We start from the raw sequence: 25,960 nt of genomic DNA on the forward strand, positions 1-25,960 counted from the left end.
CAGCCGGGCAGAGCCCGGGAGTACGGTTGATCGAGCACAGGGATCAAGCCATTCTCGGCCCTTGCCGCGTATGCTCATCCCGCTGCTGCTGATCCTGGTTCTGCACTTGCGCTAGTTCCTGCGCACGATCCTGTTGCTGCGCCGCCCGGCTCTGGTTGGCGGCCGCATACTGCTGCTCGGGCGCAGCCGCCAATGCCTCCTGAGTCGGCATATGCGCCCGGTTTGCCGCCGAGTCCGGCGACGCACCTGGCCCGGAACGCATCACGAACAGGGTACTGCCGGCGATGCGTGTTTCGGTCGCTTCACTCAACGCGATGTCCACTTTGTCGCCGGGCTTGAACCCGGCTTCGGCCGCCATCCGGTAAGCACTCGCCAGCAGGCGATCACTGCTGTCGTCCCACGGCTTGTTGTGCTTTTCATCCAGGCTGGCCACAGATGAGCGCAACTGCTCCACCAACCCGGCGTCTTCCGGGCGTGGTGCCATGCCGTGGCGGCGATCAACTTCGACCTTGTCCTGTGTGGCAGGTGCAGTGTCATGCGACGCAGGTCCGCTCGATGCGGGTGCGGGCGTGTCGGGGACAGTGGGCGTCACGTTGGCCGGCGGTTGCGCCTCCTGAGCAGTCGCGCGGCGTGCCTGTGCCTGTGCAATCTCTTCCGGCGTAGTTACGGATTTGATCTCCATCCGCTCATCATCCTTGCCTGCCAAGGTGACCAACGAGCCATCCTTCTGCACCTGCAGGAAATACGGCATGCGCTCGGTCATGTCGCGTGCATGGTCCTGGGTCACTGCGTACACGGCGGCGTCAATCTCTTCGGGCGTTCGGGCAATGCCGGCAGCGCGGTAGCCTGAAATCACTTGGTCGCGCAGGCTCAACTCGGTGGGGGTGGGATTGTCGCGGGCAATCTGGGCCATGGTGAATAGTTCTTGCACGCCCGCCTCCTGGCTCTGGCGAGTGCGGTTCAACTCTTCCAGCACGTTTCCTTCGGCGGTGTTCGTGCCGAAGAGCGTGCCCGGGGTTGTCCATTTACCATCGCCGCCCAACGTGTATTCGTGGCCGTCCGAGGCCATCAGTGGCAGTTGCTGGGTCTGAGCGTTGGTGATCACCTCGGGTACGGGTTCAATGTAGGCGAAGTCGCGCCAGCCGTACTGCTCATACGCTACCTGGTAGCGGGCGGCGAGTGCACCGGGCGTGTTGGCCGCGTTCTGGGCAATGATGCGCAATGATTCCGCTTCCAACTGCACCGACTTTTCCGGGCTTACCGCCACCGAGCGGTCGACCGGAACGCGTCCATCAATCACCTCATGGATGGAAAGACTCCATTCGCCGTTCTGCGGGTTGCGCACGTAATGGCGGCTAGTTTCAAACGGCTGCGGCGGCGGGGTGCGTCCCCCGCTGGCGTCGATGCGGAACGGATCTTTTGGCTCGGGCAGGTTGGCCAGGCCCAGCGAATAGGCATCATTGGCCGATTTGTAATTCAGCTCGTCCACCAGCCGTCCGCCGGCGACCATCCGCAATTCGCGGAAGCCACCTTCGGGCGTGGGCGCAACTACCGTGCGGGTCCAGGGGCTGTCAGGCTTTTCCGGGTCTCGGGTCCATTCGTTGCCGCTGCGGTCCACCTGGGTATAGACGGTCTTCTTGTCTTCCTGTTGCGCCCAGTACTCCCCTGCGAACCCACCGACCACGCCGCCCACCACGCCGGTCACCACAGCACCTGGACCGGTCTCCGAGCCGGCAATCAGCCCGTACACAAAGCCCGCGCCGACGCCACCGGCAATGCCGCCGGCGGTACGTCCGACAAAGTGGGTGGTAGCCGAGTCCGCGCCAGCCTGATTGCCCTGCGAGCGCAACTCAACTACGCGGTGGCCGGTCACCGCAAAGTCCACTGCCAACGCGGCGACGCCGGCAGCGGTGAGCATGCCGGCACCGCTGATACGTCCGCGCGCCGCCACGGCCGCCGCCTCGCTGGCCGCGCCTTCGGTTGCACCGACCCTGCCTGCATTGCCAGCCAGATCCGATGCGCTGGAGCTGGGTTTTCCCACATGACTGGCCACTTCCGAAGCTCTGGCACCAGGGCCGAGCGCGGGTGCAGGTCGCGTGGTGGTGAGCGGCTTTTCAAGATTGAAGGCGTTGCGAACGTTAGCCGCAGTGTGCTCTGCAAGCCGCAGGCGGCCGGCCTGATTGGCTTCTTCAATCGCGGTGCCCAACGATTCATGCCCACCCCAGCGTGGACTAAGCGCGGGCGCGTTGGTCCTTTTTAATTCTTCCAGCGCCAGATTGACGTTAGCTTCGGACTGGGTCACAGCGCGCCAGCGCAGCTCGTCTGGCCTCATGGCCTTGAATTCGTTGATCTGCTCGGTGTGCGCGTGCTCGTAGCCATCGACGTCACCGAAGAACACGCGGTTCTTGGCGTTGGCCACTTCCGTGGACATGCCCTCTGGCGCGTTTGTGAACAGGTCACCGTTCACCAGACCGGCCCGCAGGGTACGCTCGAGGTTCGCTATGCGAGCCCCCATGCGCTCGGCGGCCGCAGCCTGTTGTTCGGGTGTTCCCAGCTTGCCGAGCGTGGCCTTTCCATCGGGAGTTGCCTCCAGGTCTTTAAGCAACGTGGCAAGTTGTTTGGAGTAGCTGCCCAGCGGACCGCCATGATGAGGTGAAATCCCCATTTTTGCGGCCAGTTCGTCGTTGATCGGCAAATTCAGGATATTGCCTTCATCGTGCAGGTGGAAAAGACCGCGCTTGGCCAGCTCCTGAAGCAGCCGGCTTTCCTTGTACGCGACCTGCTCGAAGATATGGTGTCCTCGGAAACGCGGTTCATCAGACATCGGTCAACTCCCGCTTAGAAGTCCATTTCAGGGGATGGCTGGCCTACAGCGCTGAAGCATCCTGCAGTCGTATACCGTCCAACGTCGCGTGGTTGAGGGCGTCGAACATCACTCGGTCGCAAATGGGGTCAAACCCACTATTGGGCTGACGGAAAATGTGTGCGCCGCCGACAACTTCTTTCTTGAACACCAGCGAAGCACCACCGGCAATGCTGTAGAACTCCACTTCTTGATCAGTGATGAAGTCATACTCCATCTTGACCTTCACCCGGGAAGCTGGGACGTCAAGCGCGTCCAGCTCGCGAATCACATCGCACAGGTAGTACTGCGGTCCAGGAGTGCCATCTGCGAGCGTGAAGTCACACGCAGCAAAAGCAAACCCTTGCGCGTCCACCGCATCGAAGACGTCTTTCAACGCCTGCGAAACAATCCAGATGCTGGCGTAGACCTCGAAATCACGCGGCAATCCGCCTTCAGCCGGCACATGCACCAAGTGAGGTCGTTCGGGGTACTGGGCTGGGTCGCCGTTGGGTGGATCGACCGTATGCATACCCGGCCGGCAGAGCGCCGCTTCGTTGGCAAACTGCAGGCCATGCCCGATGCCATCATTCCAGCGGCTGGGTTCTAGAAAGTAGAACTCGCCCTGGTGGGAATCCGTGTCAACCGAAACGGGGATGGCAGTCTGCTCGTTCATGGGCTTCCATCATGGATGCGGGGGTAGAACAGCACATTGGATCAGGCTGATCGTAGCTTGAGAAAGTATCGCGGACAAGGTCGGTCGTGCGCAGCCCGACGTACCCGCCCGAGCCTCAGTTGCCTGTTCGGGCACCTCAAGCGGAATCACCGCCAACTCCCCCTCGACTGTCGTGTTGGCGATGGTGGCTGCGCCATCCACATCCTGTTGGAACTCTTCGTCCGATGCTCCACTCAACGCCGCTCTAGTGTGTAGGTGATACCCGCCTGCCAGGCAAACGACCGAGGTCCGCCTCAGTCCCAAAGCGGGCATCCGTGCTAACCCCGATAACGCTCCCTAATCCCTATTCGCCTGTTTAGCTTTACCTACCGCGGTGAATCGATAAATCTTTCTAGCTTCCTGCTCTCGATGTCAGCTTCCTATCAGGAACGGACGGCCGGCCCTAAGGCTTAATAACCCTGCGTCACTGCATCCGCTTATCTGAATGGTCGGGCCGCGGCGCTGCTCCTTAGAGCATCGCAACCCATCTGACGCGCAAATTTAATATAATAATTGCACGGCAGATTTACACGAATCTACCAGGCGATCATAAATTTTTCCAGGAATAAGTCATGTATGAATCAATATGCTTTATAAGGCTATGCAGATTAATCGTCACGCGATGAACAAAATCATCAATTGAGTTCGACGACAGCATTATCTCACCATTTTCCGCTTTAAATGATCGACCGATGCGTTCATGATGAACTTGCTTTTCCACCATTCCACCAAAATGAACTATCACATGACGGATCGCAAACATCTCATCCAGCATTTGCGGGCATTGGGCGTTTTCCCAGTTAGATGTTTTAAACTTTAGCGCTAATTTGAGGTGTCTGTATATGTAATATATTTTCCTCAGCACCTTATTTCCGTTTTGCATTCCGATATCGAATTCCTTTGCGAACTCGCCATACTTTTCACCATCAGATTCCTGCAATCCAATGATTGGGAACAACGTGCTCACGAAGGACTCCATGCTGGCGCATATACTTACCAAGCATTGCCTTCGAACCATCTCGCCGTATTCTCCGCCTTTGAGATACGTGTTGAGGTCGTCAGCGCTTATCATCGTCGTATAGCCGTCAGGAAAATCGTCGCTTAGCCTAAGGTAGCCGCTGAAGTCGACAAGCGGTATGAGGTGCTGTACGTATGCGCTTCCAATTGCAACCTTGGCGACCTGATCGAGATTTCTATATAAGTCCTCGCACTTAGAAAGTAACTCTTTATTTCCGATATTTATGGAAGTTGCAACGTTTTTCATCATTGGCGCCCTAGCTCAGGTTATATAACCATCCACAGCAGACCGCATGGCAGCCCACTTGACTGGAGTCGAGGGTAGGCATTCCGAGTTCATTTAACAAGCTGACGGATAGCGGATCAACGAGACTGGCACTAGCAACATCGGACTTCGCTTTTGTTCGGGAGCTGCCCTCTATAACCCGCATGAACCTCCATGTCATACGTTAAAGCCGATCACTTGTAGTGTTCAACATCGCCAAGCCCAATCATTGCATTGCAGTGGATGAAAAATTACAGCGCTGAAGTCTTGAAGCTGAGTCACAACTTAGCTAATCCGCAGTTGACCCGCTCAGCCCGCTGTTAGATACATATCGCAACCGCGTGCCACTCCGTGGCAAAGGGGCGCGGTTGCCGTATCTCCCACCGCACCGGCATCGAGCCGGTCTTGGCTGTCTGCTCTACCTCTGCCAATTCGTGCGTCTCTCAACAGGCACGGCCCTTGTCCGTGTTTGCTGGGTTCGTGCGGCCTGCCTAATCACATGGAGAAGTGCACTATGCGATTCCGGATCTTCCTCACCGTCTTCCTGTTCACCATCGCCAGCGCTGCAGCGCAGGCCCAGGTCGTTACGCTCAACAAAGGCGGCTTCATCTTGACCTACGACTGCGCCGAGCACACCGCTACGCGCTACGAATACTCGCTCAACGCAGACACCGGCTCCGCGGCTCGTCCGTCCGATTTCAAGCTCGACACCACCCTGCCGAGCGGCTGCGGCGGCCAGACCTCGACCAAGTCCTACGCGAGCGTGCGCTCGGGCTACGATCGCGGTCACCTGGTCACGTCGAACCACATGGACTACAACTCGACCTACATCCTTCGCGCGAACTTGATGTCCAACATCGTGCCTCAGGTGTCCGGCTTCAATCAGGGCATCTGGGTGCAAGCAGAAAACGTCGCCGAGTGCTACCGCGATATCAAGCCGGTGAAGGTTTACGGCGGTTTGGTCTTCGGCGACACATCCAACGACTACTTCCTGTCTAGCCACGGCATCCGCACGCCTGAATACTTCTGGAAGACGATCATCACCACGGACCCGAGTACGGGAGCCGAGAAGGCCATCAGTTGGATCATCCCCAACCAGACCGGCCTGGGAAGCCTGGACGACTACATCGTGTCGATCGCTGACTTGGAAGACCTCATCGGCGTCAGCAGCGTTGGCATCACTGCATCGTCTGCGGTGAAGAACATGCTGCCAGCGGCGACCTGGAAGCTGCCGAGTAACTGCGATCTGAGCTAAGCACGCGCCGGCACACCACGTCTTCTCGAAAGCCCTAGGTCACGACCTGGGGCTTTCTCTTTGCTCGCAAGGGACAGTTACAGCGAGAGACCACTCAATCGGGAGCCCCCGCTCAACTGGTCGCGTCGCCCTTGAGTACGAGCAACGGCTGGCCCGCGGCGGAGCCAATCGGAAGTCGGGATTCGGCACCAGGCGTGACGACGATGACGGTGATCACCTCGTCCTTCAGCGAGTTGATTTGAACGAACGTGAGCCCTGCCTTTTCGAACACGTAGGCCTTGAACAGCGGCGACAGGCTGACGTTTTCTTTGCCGGCGGGAACGCCCTCCCCCATACCCTCGATGACGTCGGCCGGGTTCAATGTCGGCTCCGCCGCCTTAGCGAGCGGGGGTAAGCCGGCGGCCATCATGGCCACCCCAATCACTATTCCGGAGAAGGTTTTCATCAGTCGATCCTTGAGGTATGCGGCTTGGTAGAAGCTACTGCTGGGCTAAAGGGGGCGCAAGCGCCGCCCAGAGGTATGGAAAAACCGTCTACAGGATGCTGCAGCTGCTGGGGTGCTCGCAGCAAGCGATCACACGCCAATTCCTAGCGACGGTGGTCAACGGCCAGGCCGTTCACGCCCCCTGCGGCGCCGCGGTTGGGCAGCGCCTGGCGCTGGCCCGGGCAAGACAGCATCAGCGCGACGTCGCCGCCGGCGTCGTCGACCAGGCGCAGCCTGCGGCGGCGGCCAGCACATCGCTACGGGCAAGCACGCTCAGTCTGCGGTGGGCTTCAAGTTTGTCTGTATAGCAGTCATATCCAGCACTGTGGCGTCTCCTGTCTGCGGGTCGCGCTCGTACAGCATAACGACGCAGTAGCCCTTCACGGGAATCCACTGTGTCCTTTCCGCTAGCTTTTCGTAGGTCACCAAGTCGTCTAGCCTACGGGCCAGCGCATCAATGGCGCTGTCCTGCCGGACTGCGGCCACGGGATTTTGTCCGTTGAACTTTTAAAAGAGATCCAGTCGCTGATCGGCCGCTCGCCCTGTCCAGTTGACCGCCATTAGCTGCCGAGTCCTTCCCGCAGCAATCTCACCTTCTCGCGTGCCTGATCATTGGTGAAACGAACTGGATCACGTCGGCCAGCGTCGGCTCGCTCCTGCAGGTGACTCAGGTAGGCCGCATCGGCATACGTTCGCTTAAGCGCCGCCGCGCGATCGGGCCTTCGGCGCCGTGTGGCTTCGCCGATGGCAAAGCCACTGGCATCTACATGGTAGTGGGCAATGCCAAGTTGTCCTCGTAGAACGCGAACCGCCGCATCGAGGCCGGAGAACAAACGAGGGGCGCCGTCCTTAGTGGCCAACGTACGTTCCTGCATGCCTATCTTAAACAGCACTACATAGCCCCCCTCCTTACCTACCAAGACAGTATCGCGAACGCTGCCGGCGGCGGCCAGCTCGCGGGCAGTAGCAAGTTTGACAGTGTTAGACATTATCGGCTCCCTGTTAACAATTACCCGGGGATCATACGCCGTCACGCCGCCCTCCCCACCTGACCGATCTCAAGCCCCCAATCCAGCCGGGCGAAAAGCAAAGGCCCCGCATGCGGGGCCTTTGATCGTCGGCGCTTAGGTGGAGGTTCTGGCCTCCGTCCCCCAGCCATGGTGGGTGAAGTGGCCTGGACGATGGGAACATGTTGCCATCAATGCCTCGACAGTTCGATCAGCCAGACGCTCATCGCAGTGTCAGAAAACCCCGCGCCCTGTTATGCCCCCAAGTCAGCGGCAATGACTCGTTCCAATTCCGCAATAGCGGGCTTCACGCTGGGATGCCGCTGCACCCAAACATCCCCCAGATGCTGTCTAACGTTCTTCCCAACCAACACGTCTCTTAATTTTTCAGAGCTCCTGCATTGCAGGATGTCGTGCGCAGCATTCATAACATCTTCCGAGAAATCCGCATTTTTCTCACCAAGCTCCTCGCCCCATTCCGTTTGAATGGCAGAGATAAGCTTGCCCGCGGCCCGCTGAAATTCTGTTTTCTTAGCCACGTTCTACCCATCAAGATTGGAACCTAAGTGCACGCAACTATCGATTGCGAACCATTGCTGGAATCCCCGACATACGGCGGCCCATATTGCCGCTTCGGGGTAACCGCCACACTGGGGAAGGCCGCTAGCGCGCCGGTAAGGCAGGCACCGCCGAAACGGCGGGCGGCTCGAACGTGGGGGTTCGGCATAGCTTCGTCCTTGAGCATTGATTGGGTTGTGGGTCCCGCAGCCGCAACGTGTGGCTCCTTGGCGGCGCCATCTTACCGGTCCTTGTTTCAAATTCTGAGACAGACGTTGGATTTCTTCGCTTGCGAGATTCCCGCCTGACGACCAAGCGGCAAGCGGTCGTCCCTCGACCTACTCGGCGCTCCTTGGCCCGTCGCTGGGGAGCTCAGGACAAGTCAGAGGCTCCCAACTTCCTCGGACACCCCACATCCATCCCCCTTGCCGCTCAGCCCGGATACTTGGGGAACTTCTCTTCCGGGTGGCTGGCCTTCCACTGCTTGTAGGCCGCGGTGCCTTCCCACGCCTTGAACGCCAAGGGAGTGCGTCCGCGGCCAGACCAAGTCTCCTGGGTATGGGGAAGCCAATATTTAGGCGCGACTTCCTTTTTTGCCTGGGCGGGAGCAGCCTTGCGGGGACGGCCCGGGCTGCTGGCTCCAATGGCAACCGCCAACTCGGCCCTCTGTTTCGGGGTGAAGTGCTTGCTGTACTGTGACAGCAAGCCGATGATTTCTGTTAAAGCCGATGCGGCCTGTTCTTGGCGGAGAGCAACTTCCTGCTCTTCAAGCTTCCGGATTTCATCTTGGATCTTAGATTTTGCGCTAGAGATGGCTGTAAGAGATAACTTATTCATTTGTGATCAAAAAGATAGAAACTTTCCCAGGCTAAAGCCTAACCGCCTTAAACATTGGTTGCAACAAATTTTCGTTATCACTGCTTAGCTGATGATGTTTGAGTCGAACAGATGCTAATCAGCCTAACCCAAACGAAGCCATCAAGCCAACGCTCTAGTGCATTAGCCATTATGTACTTCGCCCTGCCAATGGGCATCCTAGCGAGTACTTTCGACATCTGGAGACAATGACAATTTATCCAAGATCAAAGAGTACACCAAAGATATACTAATGTGCTCTAGGCTTAAACCTGCTATGCTCCATAAGCGGCGCGATCCCCCAAAATAGTCGCAAAATTGAAGGCAAAGAGTGACTCAAATTTTTGAATTAAAGATACAGAGTAATAGCGATTTGAGACTTGGTTGCCAGAGCTGCGATTCGATCTATCCCCAATCTAGTGATAGGATCCTAGTCGGACCAATACGGACTCGGCTCAGCGCATTACCGGCTGCTTTATCCAGGCTTAGCCATGTCGCTACTTCAGGTCAGCTCAACTAAAGCCACTATTGCGCGGATACTTTGACAGTCAGCAATCGCAGCGCGGCGGTTGGCGTCATGCCCAGCGCTCCGACCAAATCAACAAACTCCACGACGTCCAGTCGCCGTGCCCCGGCCTCCACAGCAGACAGGCGTTGTTGCGGCCAACCCAATGCCCGCGCCACATCGGTCTGCGACAGGCCTAAAGCCTCACGCTGCTGCCGCAAGCCGAGTACGAGTGCTCGGTAGTCCGCACGATAGATGGTCTTTGAACTCATAGCCGCGGGGAGAGAAGCGCGGCCTGAAATCTATGAGGCACTCACCGAATACATGAAAATCATGTGGACTGATCTGGCGATGATTGCTAGCCTTTGGCTAAGCCTCACCAGGAGGTCAGATGAGTCAGACGGGTAGCGAATATGTCGACGTGCTGCATGGCATGGGCATGCCTGCCCTGCAATTAGTACGTGCGACTGCTTGGTATGCATTCGTGCGCGCCGCGCAGGAATCGGCGCCGATAAGTCCTACACCCACACTCTCTCGCTTGCTGCTAGAGGAACTGGCGCGCGCCGGAGTCCTAAAGCCCACTGCTTCTGCGCCAAACGTGCTCGATCCCTGGGGCTGGCACTACGCGGACACGGTTGGCGACACATCGGACTTGTCTGCCCACTTACTTGTCATCATCAATAGTATTGCAACGCAGCCCGCCGCTGACGTGGCTCGCCTGTGGTTGTGGCGGCAACTCATCGATGCTGAGTCCGAGGCCCACATGGCCGACTTGTTGGCGCGCCATCAACTGGGCGCGCTACGCGCGCTCATCACGCATGTACATCCCCACTGGCAAGACCACAGCCTGTGCAGACGTCGCTATCTAGGCTGGTATGCCGTGCGTGGAGCTGCAGCCGCTTTTCTACGCACGGACGGAGATGACCAGATGACTGCTCTGACACTTCTGGGGGAACTGCGCAGACGTAGCCAATGGCTGGCACATCAATTCCATCAACATGCAGTAGGGCCAGCACAATATTGCTTCCCACCTTCGCCGACCGCTCGGCAATCTCTGCTCTCTCAGGTATTCTTGAAGCATATCGCCCCCCTCGGCAGGGCCTACTGGCGCGAGGTACCAAGCCTACAGATTTTAAACACTTCCGCTTGGGATTCAGATCGGCAATCCGCTGACGAATAGAGCAAGGAAGCTCGCGCCATTGCCGTTTCGGCGACCATCCCGCAGAATATTAGCAGTGTCGGGCAGAGTGGACCAAGCCACTTAGTCCACTCTGCCCTGAAATCGAAGCTACTAACGCTTCGCCAATTGCATCCGGATTCCATAAGCCTCATTCGATTTTTCAATCGAAGGGTTGTAACGGCGCGGCGCGCACGTCAAAGTGCTTGCGTGAATATGCGATAGCGATATTAGTCATTTTCGCGGAAAGATTTTCGCATCTGCGCGACCGCCAACGTCTTTCTAGCCAAACCCATGCTTCAATGGGCCAATCTGGAATTTTGACTCCCGTCTCCGTCCGCAAGGCAAGCCAGGCCCGCCACGCGGCGTACAGGGCCGATAAGCGATCTATCGGGGCCAGCATTCCAATCCGACTAGGGCGACCAGGTGGGTAAAGACGGCCCCGACCGGTTCGAACCCAACCTTTCTCCGCGAGAACCCAGCTAGAGCCAACACTAGCGATCGGACCCGAGATACATCCCCAATTTCGTGCGGCCGCTAACGCCAAGTCTCGCCGAAGGCGGCGGTCCAAGAGATCTAGTTTTTCATCAGTTCGCCACTCCTTTAGCCATCCACACCATCGCAAAAGTTCTGGATCTTCAGAAATATCTACTTTTATCGAAAGCGCTCGATGGTAGAGAAGAAGATCGTGTTCTTCGCAGCAGATAGTTCTTACGTCAAGCCAAGCAGCGAGTACCGGATGCCTTAGTACACCGGATTTCGTTTTTTCCACGCAAAGCGGACAGCATATGTCCCGCCATTCTGGGGCGACCCTAAAATCGACTGGCACATCAAGCGCACGCCCCAATCCTGAGGGTAAATCGGTCCACTCTCTTTTGTACAAGGGCCGCTCAGGCTCAGCAGGGTCACAAACGCACCAAGCCCACCAATCAGCCTCACTGATGCCTAGAAGTATTCGAGTAGCGTCAAGCCATGAGCGCACGCTTTCGCCAGGATAGACGGATGAAAATACGGGAATTTCAAGGATTTCCATTGCGCCCTCCTTCGCCAACATGGCCATAACTCAATGCGATCTCGAGCAACTCAATGTCAATGCGAGTAAGCCCCCTGGCGATGGCAATCCTATTGGCTCCGGAAATGACCTCAAGAATTTTAGCTGTTGAGCAGCAACCGTGCGCTATAAGCCATCTAACGGTAGCTTTATCATCCAATCCAGACGACTGCGGAAGGCCTAACTCTTTGTCAACGCTAACCAGGAAAGATCTGAATTCTTGCGACTCCTCCCACATCGGAATTTCAATTCGCGTAAATCTTGACTGAAGTTGCTCATCGGCCGATAAAACATTCACCAGATTCATAGTGGAGGCGATAGAGATCGTCACCCCTCGATTTGAAATCGCTTTGATGAATGCTAAAGTTTGCTGTTGTGTTGATCTTCCTGCGTTCAGAAAATTCCCTGCTTCATCTATTAGCAGCTGCCTAACGCCAGAAGAAGACAGTAGATCTAGCGCTTTTTCACACATCGCCGAGGGCTTTCCAGCCATCTGTGCACCAGGAAGACACGCATCCACTATTGAACGTGCTAGCTTGCTATGGTATCCATCAAATGGCGCTTCCACGTAAATGACTTCTTTTCGCCTAGCCGCAGGCTCGTTCGATGGTGGCGCAACCTGATCCAGATAATGCATCTGCAAACGCGTCTTCCCACAGCCTGGCCCCGCGGCGAGATGAACACATTTCGGACGATCGCGCCCAGCCTCTACCGTTCTTAGGTGGCTTAATAATTTTAGATACTTGACGGCTGCTGGATGAGGTATGAAGCGGAACGAATGCTCAAGACTTCTCTGCCTTCCCATGTATGCCCTCTCGGAAAGAGGGCCACTCTCATTTTCGCTTCGGGCCATCATCCGACCACCCCGTCAGTCCAGTTGAATGCGGTAACCTCTTGGGTATAGTCAACTGCTGGACTTGAAGGTTTTGGCTTCGAATTCGGTGTCCTCGCAACCTTTCGCCTAGCCAATTTAGATGACGATTCCGCTTCGATCTGAATGCTTCTTTGCCTCCGAATGGCCTCAAACATCTCACTCTCTTCGGACGCCAGCTTCCCTTTCGCTCTCAGTTCAGCCCTAGCCTCCCGCAGCTCCCATAAGGAGAATTCGCCCTGTGACCTGTCAAGCAATGGCACATCAATGAAACGATCTCCCTGTCGCAGATACACCTTTGTAAGGTCTCTCTGACTGAAGTGAATTTGATGATACTTTTGATCGTTGATCAGGGGAGTGAGGCACGGGTCCCAATAGTTTAGGCCGTGAATCGTGATTCCTGTCCGACGAATTTTCCGAGAAACAGAAGGCAAGAATCCCGCAACGAAGGAGCGTGCATCAGCAATGATTGCAGGAATGATCGGACGGCCGCTGGCGTCTCGCCAGGCCGCATCCCATGCAGCAGCTGGAGTGGTTCCTCCAAGACCCGTGTGAGGCCTATTATGATACTTCCCGGCAATTTCTTCGGCGAGCCAGCGGTCCAGATCGTGTAAAGACATCGCCGCACGTTTCTCAGATTGATAGTTCCCCCTCGCCTTTACATTAGAGAAAGTAGTTCCCGGAAGAAGATGGACGGCCCCCATCATGGTTCCTATCACGCGTTCAACATATGCACCGTAATGAGGACTCCTAACAGGCCGTTCTTGGATTCGAATTCCATACCGCTCGCACTGCGCTTTGACTTCCTTCGCCTGAAAGGTCTTTGCGTTGTCCCAATGAATGCATTCCATCTTGCCAAACATTGGGTAAGCAACATCAAGTCCGAGTCGCTTCAACCAGGCCTGCTTCGGGAAGGACGCATGCTCCAATGCATGCGCTACCGACGTCTGATTCGGAGTATCGAAACTAAGGTAGTAGCCTAGAATGCAGCGGGTATAGACATCGATTGCTACAGTTAGCCACGGTCTACCGATTGGCTTTCTGGTCGTTCCAGAAACGACTACCAGGTCAACAAGGGCATGGTCGATCTGAACAGCCTCAAGTGATCTTGATACCTTTAATCTCGCGTTTGAAGGGGCCTGTAGTGCATGAGCATCGTGAAATCCTAGGCGCCTTTTCGCGGTATACATAGGATCCTGGCTGGATATACGTGCGAGAACGGCTTTCCTCCCAGGAGCACAAACCCCAGCCTCACGGGCGAGCTCTGCAGCGCGCCGAACGACAGCAACGACGGGGCGCTTTTCGCGTGTTAGGTAGACCTCCTCGATAGCCTTGTTGATCAAGCTCTCTACGACCGGAGCTAGGCGACGACTTCCCGGGCTTGGCCCTGGGATAGATGGCAGCTGCGAACCCGGCGTCGGATTCTCGCGATGAACTCGCAGCCGCCGCCTCACCGTACGTGGATGAACACCCATTTCTCGTGCGACTTCAATGCAGTCGGTCAATTTGACTGCGCCAGTCCCCCTACGCGCGAGGCTCATGAGCGCTTCATACCATCGGAGGGCCTCCTGTTCAGTTTTCGGATCCGAGGCGCTTATATCTCGAACGCTTTTTTCCTGACGTTCGGTTCGAAAAGGCTCGATCATGCTGACGTCCGCCCAAAGGAACTCGGACGTACCCTCAACCTTCAGATGAATCCGCCCTTCGGAGTGGATGCCCACAACTACTACTGCCCGGCCACCACATACCGCCAGCAACCCCTCCTTGATTAGCAAATCAGGAACAATTCCTGCCACTCTTTTTATTGCAGCCATCGCCCAGCCCTCCGGCCGAAGACAGCAACCGCCCAGCCCTCTTGACGACGGGAGAGTAAAGTGGGAGGCTGAACAAATCGGGCACCAACCGATCATTTCCTGAATGGCACGGGCTGCAACCCGTGCCATTCGTCGTTTCAGCCTGGGCGGTTACCGAATCAAGCCACGCTAATGACTCCCGACGCCTTAGGTTCCGGGGTGATAGCACACAGCGCACGCGGCATCAATGCAAGTTATTGAAGCGCATGAATTTTTGCTATGTTTTTCCGAAAATGTTGTCGATTTTTCGGGTGGGGAATGGGTAGTACCACTACGCAAGCGGTGATCTTCGCTGGGTGCCAAGATAGCGTCCCTATCAGCGAATTTGCGCCAAGATGATGTCTCTGCCAGCTCAACCTGCTTCCGTGATGCCTAGTCAACCGTCTGATGGCGCTGCTAATTATTTGTTTCCCAAGCCAATTTTCCGAGTGACAGGAATTGGGAACACTGACAGTATCTGCGACATCTGCCTGGCACTGAAGTTGCCGCCGTGGCGATCCAGCAACGCAACCACGGTCGCGTGCGCCTCGTCTGCCCGGCGCTGTAATTCCTGGATGGCCGCGTGCTCGATTTCTTGCCATTCCTCGGCGGTCTTGCCCGTTGGGACGGCCTGGCGCTGACGGTTGGTGTCCAATGCGGTACTCACGTGGAAGCCTAGGACTGAACGTCTCCGTTCGTGCAGCGGACTTTACCGCACCGATCTCACGCTTGCCGTTTGCGCGGATGTGGCGCAGGCGCACTGCTGCGACCCGCGCCCGCATCACCTGCCAACCCGGACGGCAACCGCACCTGGGCGCATAGTCCGCCGCCCTCGCGGTTGGCGAACTCCAGCGCACCGCCGTGCGCCTGGCAGATGGCCGCGGCGATCGACAGGCCCAGGCCGCTGCCGCCGGAATGGCGCGCACGCGAGTCGTCGGCGCGCCAGAAGCGGTCGCCCATGCGTGCCAGGGCTTCTTCGTCGACGCCGGGGCCGCGATCGGCGACGCGGATCAGCACGCCATCGGCATCGGCCTGCGCCTCCAGCGCCAGTTCGCCGCCGGCCGCGGCGTAGCGCAGTGCGTTGTCGATCAGCACCGACAACACCTGGCCCAGGCGGTCGCGGTCGGCACTGATGTGCAGTTGCTCGGGGATGCGGACCTGCACGTGCATGCCGGCCTCCTGCAGCGGCTGCGCGGCCCAGGTCAGGCGTTCGCGGATCAGCGCACCGAGCGCGAACCGCTGCGGTTCCAGCATCAACTGGTTGGCGCGGGCCATCGACAGCAGGTGCAGGTCGCCGACCAGGCGATTGATCTGCTCCAGCTGGCGCTGGACCATGCGCAGTTGCTCCTCGCTGCTCGGGAACACTTGGTCGAGCATGCCCTGCACTCGCCCCATCGCCGCGTTGAGCGGGGTGCGCAGTTCGTGCGCCAGCATCGCGCTGGACTCGCGCACTTCGCGCTCGTACTGCTGCAGCTGCGCGCTCATGCCGTTGAAGTCGATCGCCAGCCCGGCCAGTTCGTCGGGCGCACCGGGCACCACCCGGGCGCGCGCGGCGAAATCGCCGTCGCTGATGCGCCGCGCCGCCTCGGCCACGTTGGAGAATTGCCGCGACAGCGGCCGCGAGGCGAGCAGGCCGCAGACCACGATCACCGGGATCGACGCCAGCACCATGCCGGCCAGCAGCCACCAGTCGCGGCTGGCCAGGCCGGGCAGGAAGTCGGCCACGTCGTAATAGGTTTCGAACAGTTCCCACAGGCGCCGCGCATTGCTGTGCGGATCCTCGCGCAGCTGCAGCATCTCCTGCCGCGCCTGCGGCGGCAGGCGGCTCAGGGTGGAGACGTCCCAGATCGCGAAGCGCAGCACCATGCCCAGCGCGATGGCGATAATGGTCAGTACCGCCAGTGCGCTCATGCGCAAGCCCACCCACTGCCACAGCGGCGCGTGGCGCTTGCGGCGGAACCAGGACCAGTTCATCGGAAGCGGTAGCCGATCGCGCGCACCGTCACCAGCAGGCCGGTGACCTGCTCGTGTTCCAGCTTCTTGCGCAGGTTGTGCACGTGCGCATCCACCACCCGCTCCAGCGCATCGCTGTCGGGCAGGCAGATCTCCAGGAGTTCACTGCGGGTGAAGGCCTTGAACGGCGTCTTCATCAACGTGGCCAGGATGTTGAATTCGGTCGGGGTCAACTCCAGCGCCACTTCCTGGCCGTCGGCAGCGCGTACCGTGGCGCGCACCGCCGCGGTGTCCACGGTGAGCCGCTCGTGGCGCAGCGGCTCCTCGCTGGCACGCGCCGGCCCGGCGCGGCGCAGCACTGCATACACCCGCGCCACCACTTCCTTGGGGCTGTACGGCTTGACCACGTAATCGTCGGCGCCGTAGCGCAGCGCGCCAAGCTTCTCCGGTTCGTCGCCCATCGCGGTGACCATGATCACCGGCGTATCGCTGCTGCGGCGGATCGTGGACAGCACCTCGGTGCCGCTGAGCCGCGGCAGCATCACGTCCAGCAGCACCAGGTCCGGCTTCCACTGCGCGTGCACCGCCACCGCCTTCTGCCCGTCCTCGGCGATGGTGACGTCGAAGCCGTCGCGGCGCAGGTAGGCCTCGAGGATGCTGGCGCTGTCGGCATCGTCTTCGACCAGCAGGATCTTCTTCGCGTGCATTGCCTGGTGCCCGTATTTCGCGTCTTGATGGAATCTTGAAGATTCCTAGAAGGCGGCTTGAACATGCCCGCCGATGCTGGCAGTCGAGTTCGATCACCCGACCGCCGCCATGATTCTACCGTCCCGATTGCTCCGCCCGCGTCGCGCCCACGCCCTGCTCGGCCTGCTCGCGCTCGCCCTGGGTGGCTGCTCCTTGGCGCCGGTCTACCAGCGCCCGCAACCTGCCCTGCCCCCTACGCTGGACGCGACCACCGCAACCGCTGGCACTGCCCCGGAGCGCAGCGACAGCGCGCTCACCGCGCAGGAACAGGAGTTCCTGCGAGCGTTCTCGCCGCAGCACGACCTGGTCCCCCTCGTGACCCAGGCGCTGACCCACGCCCCTGACTTCCGCAATGCCGTGCTGACCGTGCAGCAGGCGCGCGCCCAGTACCGCATCGAACGCGCGCAGCAACTGCCGCAGCTCGGCCTCGATGCCCAGGGCACGCGCCGCAGCTACGACGACGCGGCCACGCAGGCGCGCTATGGCCAGAAGCTGAGCACCGTCGCGGTCGGCGTGGACGGCTTCGAACTGGATCTGTTCGGCAAGCTGGCGTCGCTGTCGGCGGCGGCACAGCAGCGCTACCTGGCCACCGAAGAAGGTCGCCAGGCGGCGCGCGGTGCGTTGATCGCCGAGGTCCTGCGGGCCTACACGCTGGAACGCGCCGCCCTGCAGAGCCGGCAGCAGGCGCAGACCATCGCCGAGCGCAGTGCCGCGCTGCTGGCGATCGCCACACGCCAGCAGGCGGTCGGACTGATCTCCCAAGATGCGCTGGACCGCCAGCGCCACGATGACGACCAGGCGCAGGCGCGCGCGCAGCAGGCCGCCAGCGACCACGCCGCCGCCCGCCGCGCCCTGCAATTGCTCGCCGGCTACGCCGCGCCCGACGGCGTCGGCACCTTGCAGGAACTGTTGCCCGGCGCCGAACAGGACGACGGCCGCGCCTGGCGCGACCTCGATTCGCAGTTGCTGCTGCAGCGCCCGGACGTCCGCCAGGCCGAAGCCGAGCTGCGCGCGCGCAATGCCGACATCGGCGCCGCACGCGCCGCCTTCTTCCCGTCGATCCGGCTGAGCACCTCGCTGGGCACCGCCAGCGAGGCCTTGAACGGCCTGTTCATGCCCGGCAGCCGCACCTGGAGCTTCATGCCGCAACTGGTGCTGCCGCTGTTCGACGGCGGCCGCAACCGCGCCAATCTGGAGATCGCACAGCTGCGCAAGGACGGCGCAGTGGCGGACTACGAGAAGACCGTGGAAGCGGCGTTCCGCGAGGTTGCCGATGCGCTGGATGCGCTGCCGGCACTGCAGCAGCGCGCACGCGGCGAACGCACCAACCTGGAGCGTGAACGCCAGCGCGTGGCGCGCCTGCAGCAGCGCGTCGCGCAAGGCCTGCAGGACCGCCCCGAACTGCTGGCCGGCGACATCCAGGCGGCACAGGCCGAACTGGCGCACCTGCAGGCCCGCCAGGACCTGTTGCTCGATCACATCGCACTGTTCCGCGCGTTCTACGGCGTGCCGCTGCCGCACGCGCCCTGACCTTTCCCCCACCCGAGGTTGCCCAGATGAAACACGTCCTCTCCGTTCTGTCGCCCACGCTGACCGTGGCCTTGCTGGCACTGCCGCCGGCCGCGCGCGCCGCAGATCCCGACCCGGCGCCCGGCGCCGGCCTGTTCGGCGACCGCACCCAACTGAGCGTGGGCGCCGGCGCCATGCTGACCCCGCGCTACGCCGGTTCCGCCGACGATCGCGTGCAGGCGGTGCCGGTGTTCTCGGTACAGCGCGGCATCCTGTTCGCCGACACGGTACGCGGCGCCGGCGTGCAGTTCCAGACGGCGCACGGCTTCTCCGCCAGCCAGTCGTTCGGCTACGACCTCGGCCGCCTGCAGCGCAACAGCAGCTGGCGCCCCGGCTCCAAGAACCTGGCCGGCATGGGCGACGTGCCCGGGGCGATCACTGCGCGCAGCCTGGTCATGCAACAACTCACCCCGTACCTGGCGCTGGACGCCGAGGCCGAGTTCGCGCTCAGGGACGGCGCGCGCCGCAACCGCTATCGCGCCGGGGCGCGCTTCACCCTGCTGCAGGCCGCGGCCGACAACGTGACCCTGGACCTGGACGCGCACTTCGGCGACCGCCGCTTCAACCAGGCGTACTTCGGCGTCACCGATGCGCAGAGCCTGGCCAGCGGCTTCCAGCCACACCGCGCCGATGCCGGCGTGTACGCCTACACGGTCGGTGCCGAATGGGACCACACGCTGTCGCCGCACTGGACCGCCTCGCTGCTGCTCAACGCCACCCGCTACGTCGGCCCCGCCGACGGCAGCCCAGTGGTGCGCCGCCGCGCCGGTGCCGGCGGCGGCGCCACCCTCACCTACACCTTCTGATCGCTTCCGGGACACCGCCGACCATGATCCTGCGCCCCACCCTGCTTCTCCCGCTGAGCCTGGCGCTGGCCGCGCTGGCGTTGTCCGGCTGCGACCGCGAGGCGGCGCCGCCGGCCGATGCGCCACGCGCGGTCAAGCTGGAAACCGTCGGCGGCGACGCCGCGCACGACAGCACCCGCTACCTGGCGCAAGTGCGCCAGCAACAACGCGCCGATCTCGGCTTCGAAGGCGGCGGCCGCATCGCCGCCATCGCCGTGGACGTGGGCGACCGCGTGCGCGCCGGCCAGGTGCTCGCGCGCCTGGACCCGGAACCGAACGCGCTGCGCCTGCAGCAGGCCGAGGCCGGCGTCGGCATCGCCGCGGCCGACCTGCAGCAGCAACAGACCCAGCTCGCCCAGCAGCAGGCCATGTTCGACGACGGCGCCGCCTCCGCGGCGACCCTGACCGCGGCCAAGAGCGCCTTCACCGCGGCGCAGGCACGGGTCCGCAGCGCGCAATCGGACCTGGCGCTGGCGCGCCGCGCGGTGCGCCAGTCGGAACTGCGCGCGCCGTTCGACGGCAGCGTGGTCGCACGGCTGCAGCAACCCGACACCCTGATCGGCGCCGGCCAGCCGGTGCTGCAGTTGGACGGCGCCGATCGCGCGCAGGTGCTGGCGACGCTGCCGGCCGAGCGCGCAGCGGCGCTGCAACCCGGCCAGCGTGTACTCGCCTACCGCAGCAGCGCGCCGCAGCAAGGCTTGCCGCTGCGACTGCGCAGCGTGTCCGAACGCGTGGACGGCGGCGCCACCGTGCAGGCGCTGTTCGACAGCGCCAGTGCCGATGCAACGCAGCCGCGCAGCGGCGAATCGCTGCTGCTGGCCCTGCCCGACAGCGACGCCAGCGCGGTGCCCAGCGTGCCGCTCAGCGCGCTGCTCCCGAGCATGGCCGATGGCCAGACCATGGTGTTCGTGTACCGCCAGGACAGCGGCAGCGTGCGTCGCCGCCGGGTCGTGACCGGGCACAGCGATGGCGGCCGCGTGCAGATCCTGCGCGGCCTGGCTGCGGGTGAGCGCATCGTCGCCGCCGGCGCCGCCTTCCTCCACGACGGCCAGCACGTGGTGCCGTTCCGTCCCACCACCCGCCTCGGCACCGTCTCGCCATGAACCTGACCCGCGCCACCCTGCAGTCCAGCCGCCTGGCACTGTTCAGCGCCGCCCTGATCCTGATCGGCGGCATCGTCACCTTCCTCGGCTTCCCCTCGCAGGAAGAGCCCAGCGTGACCGTGCGCGATGCGATCGTGCAGGTCGGTTTCCCCGGCATGCCCAGCGAGCGCGTGGAAACCCTGCTCGCGCGCCCGCTGGAGGAACGGCTGCGCGAGGTCAGCGGCCTGAAGAAGATCGTCACCACCATCCATCCCGGCAGCGCCATCGTCCAGGTCACCGCGCAGGACAGCGTCAAGGACCTGCCGGCGCTGTGGCAGCGGGTGCGCAGCAAGGCGGCCGAGGCCGGCGCAGAGCTGCCCGCGGGCACCCAGGGGCCGCTGGTGGACGACGACTTCGGCCGCGTCGCCATCGCCTCGATCGCGGTCACCGCGCCCGGCTTCAACACCGTCGAGATGCTCGGACCGCTGCGGCAGATGCGCGCGCAGCTGTATGCCGTGCCGGGCGTCGAGCGGGTCACCTTCCACGGCCTGCAGGACGAGCGCGTCTACGTCGCCTTCGACCGGACCAGGCTGGGCGAGGCCGGCCTCACCCCCGCCGCGGTCGCGCAGCAACTGCGCGCGCAGAACGTGGTCGCCGGTGGCGGCCTGGTCGCCGCGTCGGGCATGGCGATGACCGTGACCACCTCCGGCGAAGTGCGCGACCTGGACGACCTGCGCAATACGCCCATCGCGACGCAGGGCACCGACGGCCCGCGGCAGATCCCGCTGGCGCAACTGGCGCGCATCGAGCTGATGCCGGTGGATCCGCCGGAGGCCGGCGCGATCTACCAGGGCCAGCCGGCCGTGGTGGTGGCGGTGTCGATGGCGCCGGGCAACAACGTCGCCGAGGTCGGCAAGGCGTTGCGGCGCACCCTGGGCGAGACCGCCAAGGCGCTGCCGGTGGGCTTCGCGCAGCACGTGGTCACCTTCCAGGCCGACGTGGTCGAGCGCGAGATGGGCAAGATGCACCACGTGATGGGCGAGACCATCGTGATCGTGATGGCGGTGGTGATGCTGTTCCTCGGCTGGCGCACCGGCCTGATCGTCGGCGCGATCGTGCCGCTGACCATCCTCGGCGCGCTGATCGCGATGCGGGCGCTGAACGTGGAACTGCAGACCGTGTCCATCGCCGCGATCATCCTGGCGCTGGGCCTGCTGGTGGACAACGGCATCGTCATCGCCGAGGACATCGAGCGGCGCCTGGCCGCCGGCGAAGAACGCCGCGCCGCCTGCGAGGCCGCCGGCCGCAGCCTGGCGATCCCGCTGCTGACCTCCTCGCTGGTGATCGTGCTGGCGTTCTCGCCGTTCTTCTTCGGCCAGACCAGCACCAACGAATACATGCGCTCGCTGGCGATCGTGCTGGCGGTGACCCTGCTCGGCTCGTGGCTGCTCAGCATCACCATCACCCCGCTGCTGTGCATGTACTTCGCCCGCGCGCATGCCGCGCCGGCCGACGGCCACGGCGATACCTATACGTCCAGGCCGTACCGCCTGTACCGGCGCGCGATCGAAGCGTTGCTGGCGCACAAGGCGCTGTTCCTGGGCAGCATGCTTGCGCTGCTGGCACTGGCGGTGACGGTGCTGGTCTCGGTGCCGTACAGCTTCCTGCCCAAGTCCGACCGCCTGCAGTTCCAGATGCCGGTGACCCTGCAGCCGGGCAGCGATGCGCGCGAGACCCTGCGCACCGTGCAGTCGATCAGCCAATGGCTGGCCGACCGCCGGCAGAACCCGCAGATCGTCGACAGCATCGGCTATGTCGCCGATGGCGGCCCGCGCATCGTGCTTGGGCTGAACCCGCCGCTGCCGGCGGCCAACATCGCCTACTTCACCGTCAGCGTGCGGCCGGGTACCGACATCGACGCGCTGATCGCCAAGGTGCGCACCCACCTGCGCCAGGCCTATCCGGCGGTGCGCGCCGAACCCAAGCGCTTTTCGCTGGGCTCCACCGAATCCGGCGTGGCCATCTACCGGGTGATCGGCCCGGACGAGGCGCAACTGCGCCGCCTCGCCGCCGGCATTGCCGACGCCTTGCGCGCCCTGCCCGGCACGCTGGACGTCAGCGACGATTGGGACAGCCGCATTCCGCGCTACGTGGTGCAGGTGGACCAGGCCAAGGCGCGCCGCGCCGGCGTCGCCAGCGAGGACATCGCCCAGGCGCTGCAGCTGCGCTACGGCGGCGTGGACGCCTCGGTGATCCGCGACGACGGCAGCAACGTGCCGATCGTGCTGCGCGGCGACAGCGACCGGCGTGCACGCGGCGGCAACCCGGGCGACACGCCGATCTATCCGTCCTCCGGCGCCGCGCCGCTGCCGCTGTCGGCGATCGCCGACGTCCAGTTGAGTTCGGAACCCTCGACCATCCAGCGCCGCAACCTCAGCCGCGCCATCACCATCACCGGCCGCAACCCGGACCTGACCACCGACCAGGTGGTGGACGCGCTGGCCGACAAGGTGGCGGCGCTGCGCCTGCCGCCGGGTTACCGCATCGAGATGGGCGGCGAGCTGGAGGACGCGGCCGAAGCCAACCAGGCGCTGCTGCAGTACATGCCGCATGCGCTGGGCGCGATCCTGCTGCTGTTCGTGTGGCAGTTCAATTCGTTCCGAAAGCTGTTCATCGTGGTCGCCAGCATTCCGTTCGTGCTGATCGGCGCCACCCTCGCCCTGCTGGTCACCGGCTATCCGTTCGGCTTCATGGCCACCTTCGGCCTGCTCGCGCTAGCCGGCATCATCGTCAACAACGCGGTGCTGCTGCTGGAGCGGATCGAGGCCGAACTGGCCGATGGCCTGGGCCGGCACGAGGCGGTGATCGCCGCGGCGGTCAAGCGCCTGCGCCCGATCGTGATGACCAAGCTGACCTGCATCGTCGGCCTGATCCCGCTGATGCTGTTCGCCGGCCCGCTGTGGACCGGCATGGCCATCACCATGATCGGCGGCCTGGCCCTGGGCACGCTGGTGACCCTGGGCGTGATCCCGGTGCTGTACGACCTGCTGTTCGCGCGCCGTGCGGGCATGCCGGCGAAGGCCGCGGCATGAGACGCCAGCACTGGCGCCGCGTGGCGCTGGCCTGCGTCGTGCTGGGGCTGGCGCTGTGCGCCGGCGGCTGCGCCAGCGTCACGCTGCAGCGCGTGGATGCCGCGCGCTACATCCAGGCCAAGCGCGGCGACGCCCTGAGCGCCGCGCGCCCCAGCGATGCCGCCCTGCAGACGCTGAACGTCGCCGGCCTCGACGCGGCAAGCTGCACGGCAACGGTTGCGCCATGCGTCGAGCAGTTGCTCGGCAACACCGACCTGGACCAGGAACGCGTCCTGGCGACGGCGTCGGAACTGTCGCTCCTGGCCGCGCAGCGTGCCGCCAGGCAGCAGCCGGACGGCGATGCCACGCTGGCCGCCTGGCTGCAGACCGCGCGCTACGCCTACGCCTACCTGTTCTTCAGCGGACGCACGCCCAGCGAACGCGCCTTCGAGGAACGCCAGACCCAGGTGCGCGACTATTACAACTATGCCGTGCAGCAGGCAGTGACCGCGTTGTTTGCGCGCTACCAGCGGCATCCGCCTGCCACCCACGACGCCGATGCGCCGATTGCCGCCCTGCCCGAGTGGACGGTGACGCTGGATGCCAGCGGCATCGGCAGCCCAAAGGACATGCCGATGCCCGAAGCGATGCTGGCGGCCAGCGGCCTGCGCTTCGACGGGCTGCGCAGCGTCTATCGGCGCGATGGCTTCGGCGCGGAGATGGTCGCGGTCCTGCCGCAGCCGGCGGACGCCATGCGCGACGCCGACGCCGCTCCCGCCTACAGCGACATGCCCACGCCCAACCTCACGGTGTTGCTGCGCTTCCATGGCCGCAGCCTCAAGGAGGTGTTGACCAGCCACACTGCGCGCGTGGAAGTCCACGACCCCTCGCTCAGCGAGCGGGTGGCGATGGGCGGTGTCGACGTGCCGCTGGCCGCGAACTTCAGCGCCGGCTATGGCGTGTGGATGGCCCGCGCCGGCTTCGCCGCGCAATCGCTGCGCACCTTGCTCGGCCTGGGACACGGCATCGACCGGCCGCACGTGTTTCTGACCCAGCCTTACGATCCGAACCGACGCGTGCTGGTGCTGCTGCACGGGCTGGCCAGCAGCCCGGAGGCGTGGGTGAACCTGGCCAACGACCTGCTCGGCGATCCACAGGTCCGCGCGCGCTACCAGATCTGGCTGGTGTACTACCCGACCAACCTGCCGATTCCCTACACCCACCTGCAGGTGCGCACGGCGCTGCAGCAGACGCTGGACCAGTTCGATCCGCAGCGCCGCAGCGTGTCCGCACACGACATGGTATTGATCGGGCACAGCATGGGCGGTGTGCTGGCGCGCTTGATGGTGTCCTCCAGCGACGGCGAGCGGCTGTGGCGCACCCTGTTCGATGGGGCCGTGCTGGATCCGCAGGCGCGCCAGGCCCTGCAAGCCAGGCTTGGACCGATGCTGCATTTCGCGCCGATGCCGGAAGTATCCGAAGCGATCTTCCTGGCCACCCCGCAGCGCGGCACGCCCGAGGCCGCCGGTACCCTCGGCGAACTGGCGCGCGCCGTGATCGGCCTGCCGCGTCGCGTGCTGGATCAGTTCAAGGACATCGCCGGCAAGGACATGCTCGGCACACTGCCCAACAGCATCGACAGCCTCAGCGACCGCGATCCCTTCATCCTTGCCGCGGCGCAGTTACCGATCTCACCGCAAGTGACCTACCACTCGATCATCGGGCAGGAGGATCCGCGCGTGCCGCTGACGCAGTCCAGCGACGGCATCGTGCCGTACTGGAGCGCCCACCTGCCCGGCGCAGCCTCGGAAACGGTGATCGTGTCCGGGCACAGCGTGCAACAAACGCCGCAAGCGATCCTGCAGATCCGCCGGCTGCTGCATTGAGCAGGGCAGCGCTACCTCTCCACCCGCAGAGCAATCGCCTTCTTCCTCGGGGAGAGGGGTTGGGGTGAGGTACGGCGCAGCCACGTGCGGTCGAACTGCCAAGGCGCATGTCACGACGGTTGGAATGTGGTGAGCACCCGGACCCTCATCCGCCCCTGCGGGGCACCTTCTCCCGCGGGGAGAAGGGAGAAGCCAAAGCACCTCTCCCTCCGGGAGAGGGGTTGGGGTGGGGTATGGCGCAGCCACGTGCGGTCGAAATGCCAAGGCACATGTCACGACGGTTGGAATGCCATGAGCGTCCGACCCTCATCCGCCCCTGCGGGGCACCTTCTCCCGCAGGGAGAAGGGAGAAGCCAAAGCCCCTCTCCCTCCG

General features: G+C 62.6%; 20 protein-coding genes. 7 read left to right on the top strand and 13 right to left on the bottom strand.

All coding sequences use genetic code 11. From position 1 onward, the window contains the following. Positions 1 to 43: 43 nt before the first annotated feature. The 3 genes from M3U25_RS06090 to M3U25_RS06100 form a co-directional block, all read right to left on the bottom strand. Positions 44 to 2,824, bottom strand: coding sequence for an XVIPCD domain-containing protein (locus M3U25_RS06090; protein WP_355497422.1), 2,781 nt, complete (start codon positions 2,822 to 2,824; stop codon positions 44 to 46). 43 nt (positions 2,825 to 2,867) lie between these two features. Then, entirely contained in the window at positions 2,868 to 3,518 is a 651-nt protein-coding gene (locus M3U25_RS06095; RefSeq protein WP_355497419.1) for a DUF1629 domain-containing protein, read from the bottom strand. Positions 3,519 to 4,104: 586 nt separating this feature from the next. Further along, positions 4,105 to 4,524: a hypothetical protein gene (locus M3U25_RS06100; RefSeq protein WP_355497416.1), complete on the bottom strand. Its 420-nt coding sequence runs from the start codon at positions 4,522 to 4,524 to the stop codon at positions 4,105 to 4,107. An 829-nt stretch (positions 4,525 to 5,353) separates the two neighbouring features. Between M3U25_RS06100 and M3U25_RS06105 the strand changes: the two genes are divergently transcribed. After that, positions 5,354 to 6,094: a DNA/RNA non-specific endonuclease gene (locus M3U25_RS06105; RefSeq protein WP_355497413.1), complete on the top strand. Its 741-nt coding sequence runs from the start codon at positions 5,354 to 5,356 to the stop codon at positions 6,092 to 6,094. A 112-nt stretch (positions 6,095 to 6,206) separates the two neighbouring features. Here M3U25_RS06105 and M3U25_RS06110 read toward each other — a convergent pair whose 3' ends face one another. The 5 genes from M3U25_RS06110 to M3U25_RS06130 all read right to left on the bottom strand — a co-directional run bounded on the left by M3U25_RS06110 (position 6,207) and on the right by M3U25_RS06130 (position 9,775). Continuing rightward, positions 6,207 to 6,539 (bottom strand): hypothetical protein, encoded by a 333-nt coding sequence (locus M3U25_RS06110; RefSeq protein ID WP_355497410.1) that lies wholly within the window; start codon positions 6,537 to 6,539, stop codon positions 6,207 to 6,209. 599 nt (positions 6,540 to 7,138) lie between these two features. Continuing rightward, positions 7,139 to 7,567, bottom strand: coding sequence for a hypothetical protein (locus M3U25_RS06115; protein ID WP_355497407.1), 429 nt, complete (start codon positions 7,565 to 7,567; stop codon positions 7,139 to 7,141). A gap of 272 nt (positions 7,568 to 7,839) precedes the next feature. Next, complete coding sequence (locus M3U25_RS06120; protein WP_355497405.1) at positions 7,840 to 8,124, bottom strand: hypothetical protein; 285 nt, start codon at positions 8,122 to 8,124, stop codon at positions 7,840 to 7,842. A gap of 451 nt (positions 8,125 to 8,575) precedes the next feature. Then, entirely contained in the window at positions 8,576 to 8,980 is a 405-nt protein-coding gene (locus M3U25_RS06125) for an H-NS family nucleoid-associated regulatory protein (protein WP_355497402.1), read from the bottom strand. Between the two features lie 543 nt (positions 8,981 to 9,523). Then, positions 9,524 to 9,775 (bottom strand): helix-turn-helix transcriptional regulator, encoded by a 252-nt coding sequence (locus tag M3U25_RS06130; protein ID WP_010340403.1) that lies wholly within the window; start codon positions 9,773 to 9,775, stop codon positions 9,524 to 9,526. A 119-nt stretch (positions 9,776 to 9,894) separates the two neighbouring features. Between M3U25_RS06130 and M3U25_RS06135 the strand changes: the two genes are divergently transcribed. Further along, positions 9,895 to 10,683, top strand: a complete 789-nt coding sequence (locus tag M3U25_RS06135) for a hypothetical protein (protein ID WP_355497399.1) — start codon at positions 9,895 to 9,897, stop codon at positions 10,681 to 10,683. 1,016 nt (positions 10,684 to 11,699) lie between these two features. On the opposite strand, the gene M3U25_RS06140 is transcribed toward M3U25_RS06135, so the two are convergent. The 5 genes from M3U25_RS06140 to M3U25_RS06160 all read right to left on the bottom strand — a co-directional run bounded on the left by M3U25_RS06140 (position 11,700) and on the right by M3U25_RS06160 (position 17,094). Then, a complete protein-coding gene (locus tag M3U25_RS06140; protein ID WP_355588538.1) occupies positions 11,700 to 12,587 on the bottom strand; it encodes a TniB family NTP-binding protein in 888 nt (295 codons plus the stop codon). After that, positions 12,584 to 14,416, bottom strand: a complete 1,833-nt coding sequence (locus M3U25_RS06145; protein ID WP_355497396.1) for a DDE-type integrase/transposase/recombinase — start codon at positions 14,414 to 14,416, stop codon at positions 12,584 to 12,586. Before M3U25_RS06145 ends, M3U25_RS06140 begins: the two co-directional genes overlap by 4 nt. Before the next feature lie 439 nt (positions 14,417 to 14,855). Beyond that, positions 14,856 to 15,101, bottom strand: a complete 246-nt coding sequence (locus M3U25_RS06150; protein ID WP_355497393.1) for a hypothetical protein — start codon at positions 15,099 to 15,101, stop codon at positions 14,856 to 14,858. Between the two features lie 56 nt (positions 15,102 to 15,157). Next, on the bottom strand, positions 15,158 to 16,408 hold the full coding sequence (locus M3U25_RS06155; RefSeq protein WP_355497390.1) for an ATP-binding protein: 1,251 nt from the start codon (positions 16,406 to 16,408) through the stop codon (positions 15,158 to 15,160). After that, positions 16,405 to 17,094 carry a response regulator gene (locus tag M3U25_RS06160; protein WP_160947259.1) on the bottom strand — a complete coding sequence of 230 codons (690 nt, stop codon included), beginning with the start codon at positions 17,092 to 17,094 and terminating at the stop codon, positions 16,405 to 16,407. The genes M3U25_RS06155 and M3U25_RS06160 overlap by 4 nt, the downstream gene beginning before the upstream one ends. 109 nt (positions 17,095 to 17,203) lie before the next feature. Between M3U25_RS06160 and M3U25_RS06165 the strand changes: the two genes are divergently transcribed. Genes M3U25_RS06165 through M3U25_RS06185 form a run of 5 tightly spaced genes read left to right on the top strand, consistent with a single transcriptional unit; the run spans position 17,204 to position 25,587 of the window. Further along, a complete protein-coding gene (locus M3U25_RS06165) occupies positions 17,204 to 18,664 on the top strand; it encodes an efflux transporter outer membrane subunit (protein WP_355497386.1) in 1,461 nt (486 codons plus the stop codon). 26 nt (positions 18,665 to 18,690) lie between these two features. Further along, complete coding sequence (locus M3U25_RS06170; RefSeq protein ID WP_355497383.1) at positions 18,691 to 19,509, top strand: MipA/OmpV family protein; 819 nt, start codon at positions 18,691 to 18,693, stop codon at positions 19,507 to 19,509. 23 nt (positions 19,510 to 19,532) lie between these two features. After that, the gene (locus M3U25_RS06175; protein ID WP_355497380.1) at positions 19,533 to 20,651 is read left to right on the top strand and encodes an efflux RND transporter periplasmic adaptor subunit; all 1,119 of its coding nucleotides are present in this window, start codon (positions 19,533 to 19,535) and stop codon (positions 20,649 to 20,651) included. After that, on the top strand, positions 20,648 to 23,722 hold the full coding sequence (locus M3U25_RS06180) for an efflux RND transporter permease subunit (RefSeq protein WP_355497377.1): 3,075 nt from the start codon (positions 20,648 to 20,650) through the stop codon (positions 23,720 to 23,722). Before M3U25_RS06175 ends, M3U25_RS06180 begins: the two co-directional genes overlap by 4 nt. Then, positions 23,719 to 25,587: an alpha/beta hydrolase gene (locus tag M3U25_RS06185; protein ID WP_355497373.1), complete on the top strand. Its 1,869-nt coding sequence runs from the start codon at positions 23,719 to 23,721 to the stop codon at positions 25,585 to 25,587. The genes M3U25_RS06180 and M3U25_RS06185 overlap by 4 nt, the downstream gene beginning before the upstream one ends. Positions 25,588 to 25,960: the final 373 nt, after the last annotated feature.

The organism is Xanthomonas sp. PPL134 (assembly GCF_040595915.1).
Lineage (GTDB): Bacteria > Pseudomonadota > Gammaproteobacteria > Xanthomonadales > Xanthomonadaceae > Xanthomonas_A > Xanthomonas_A indica.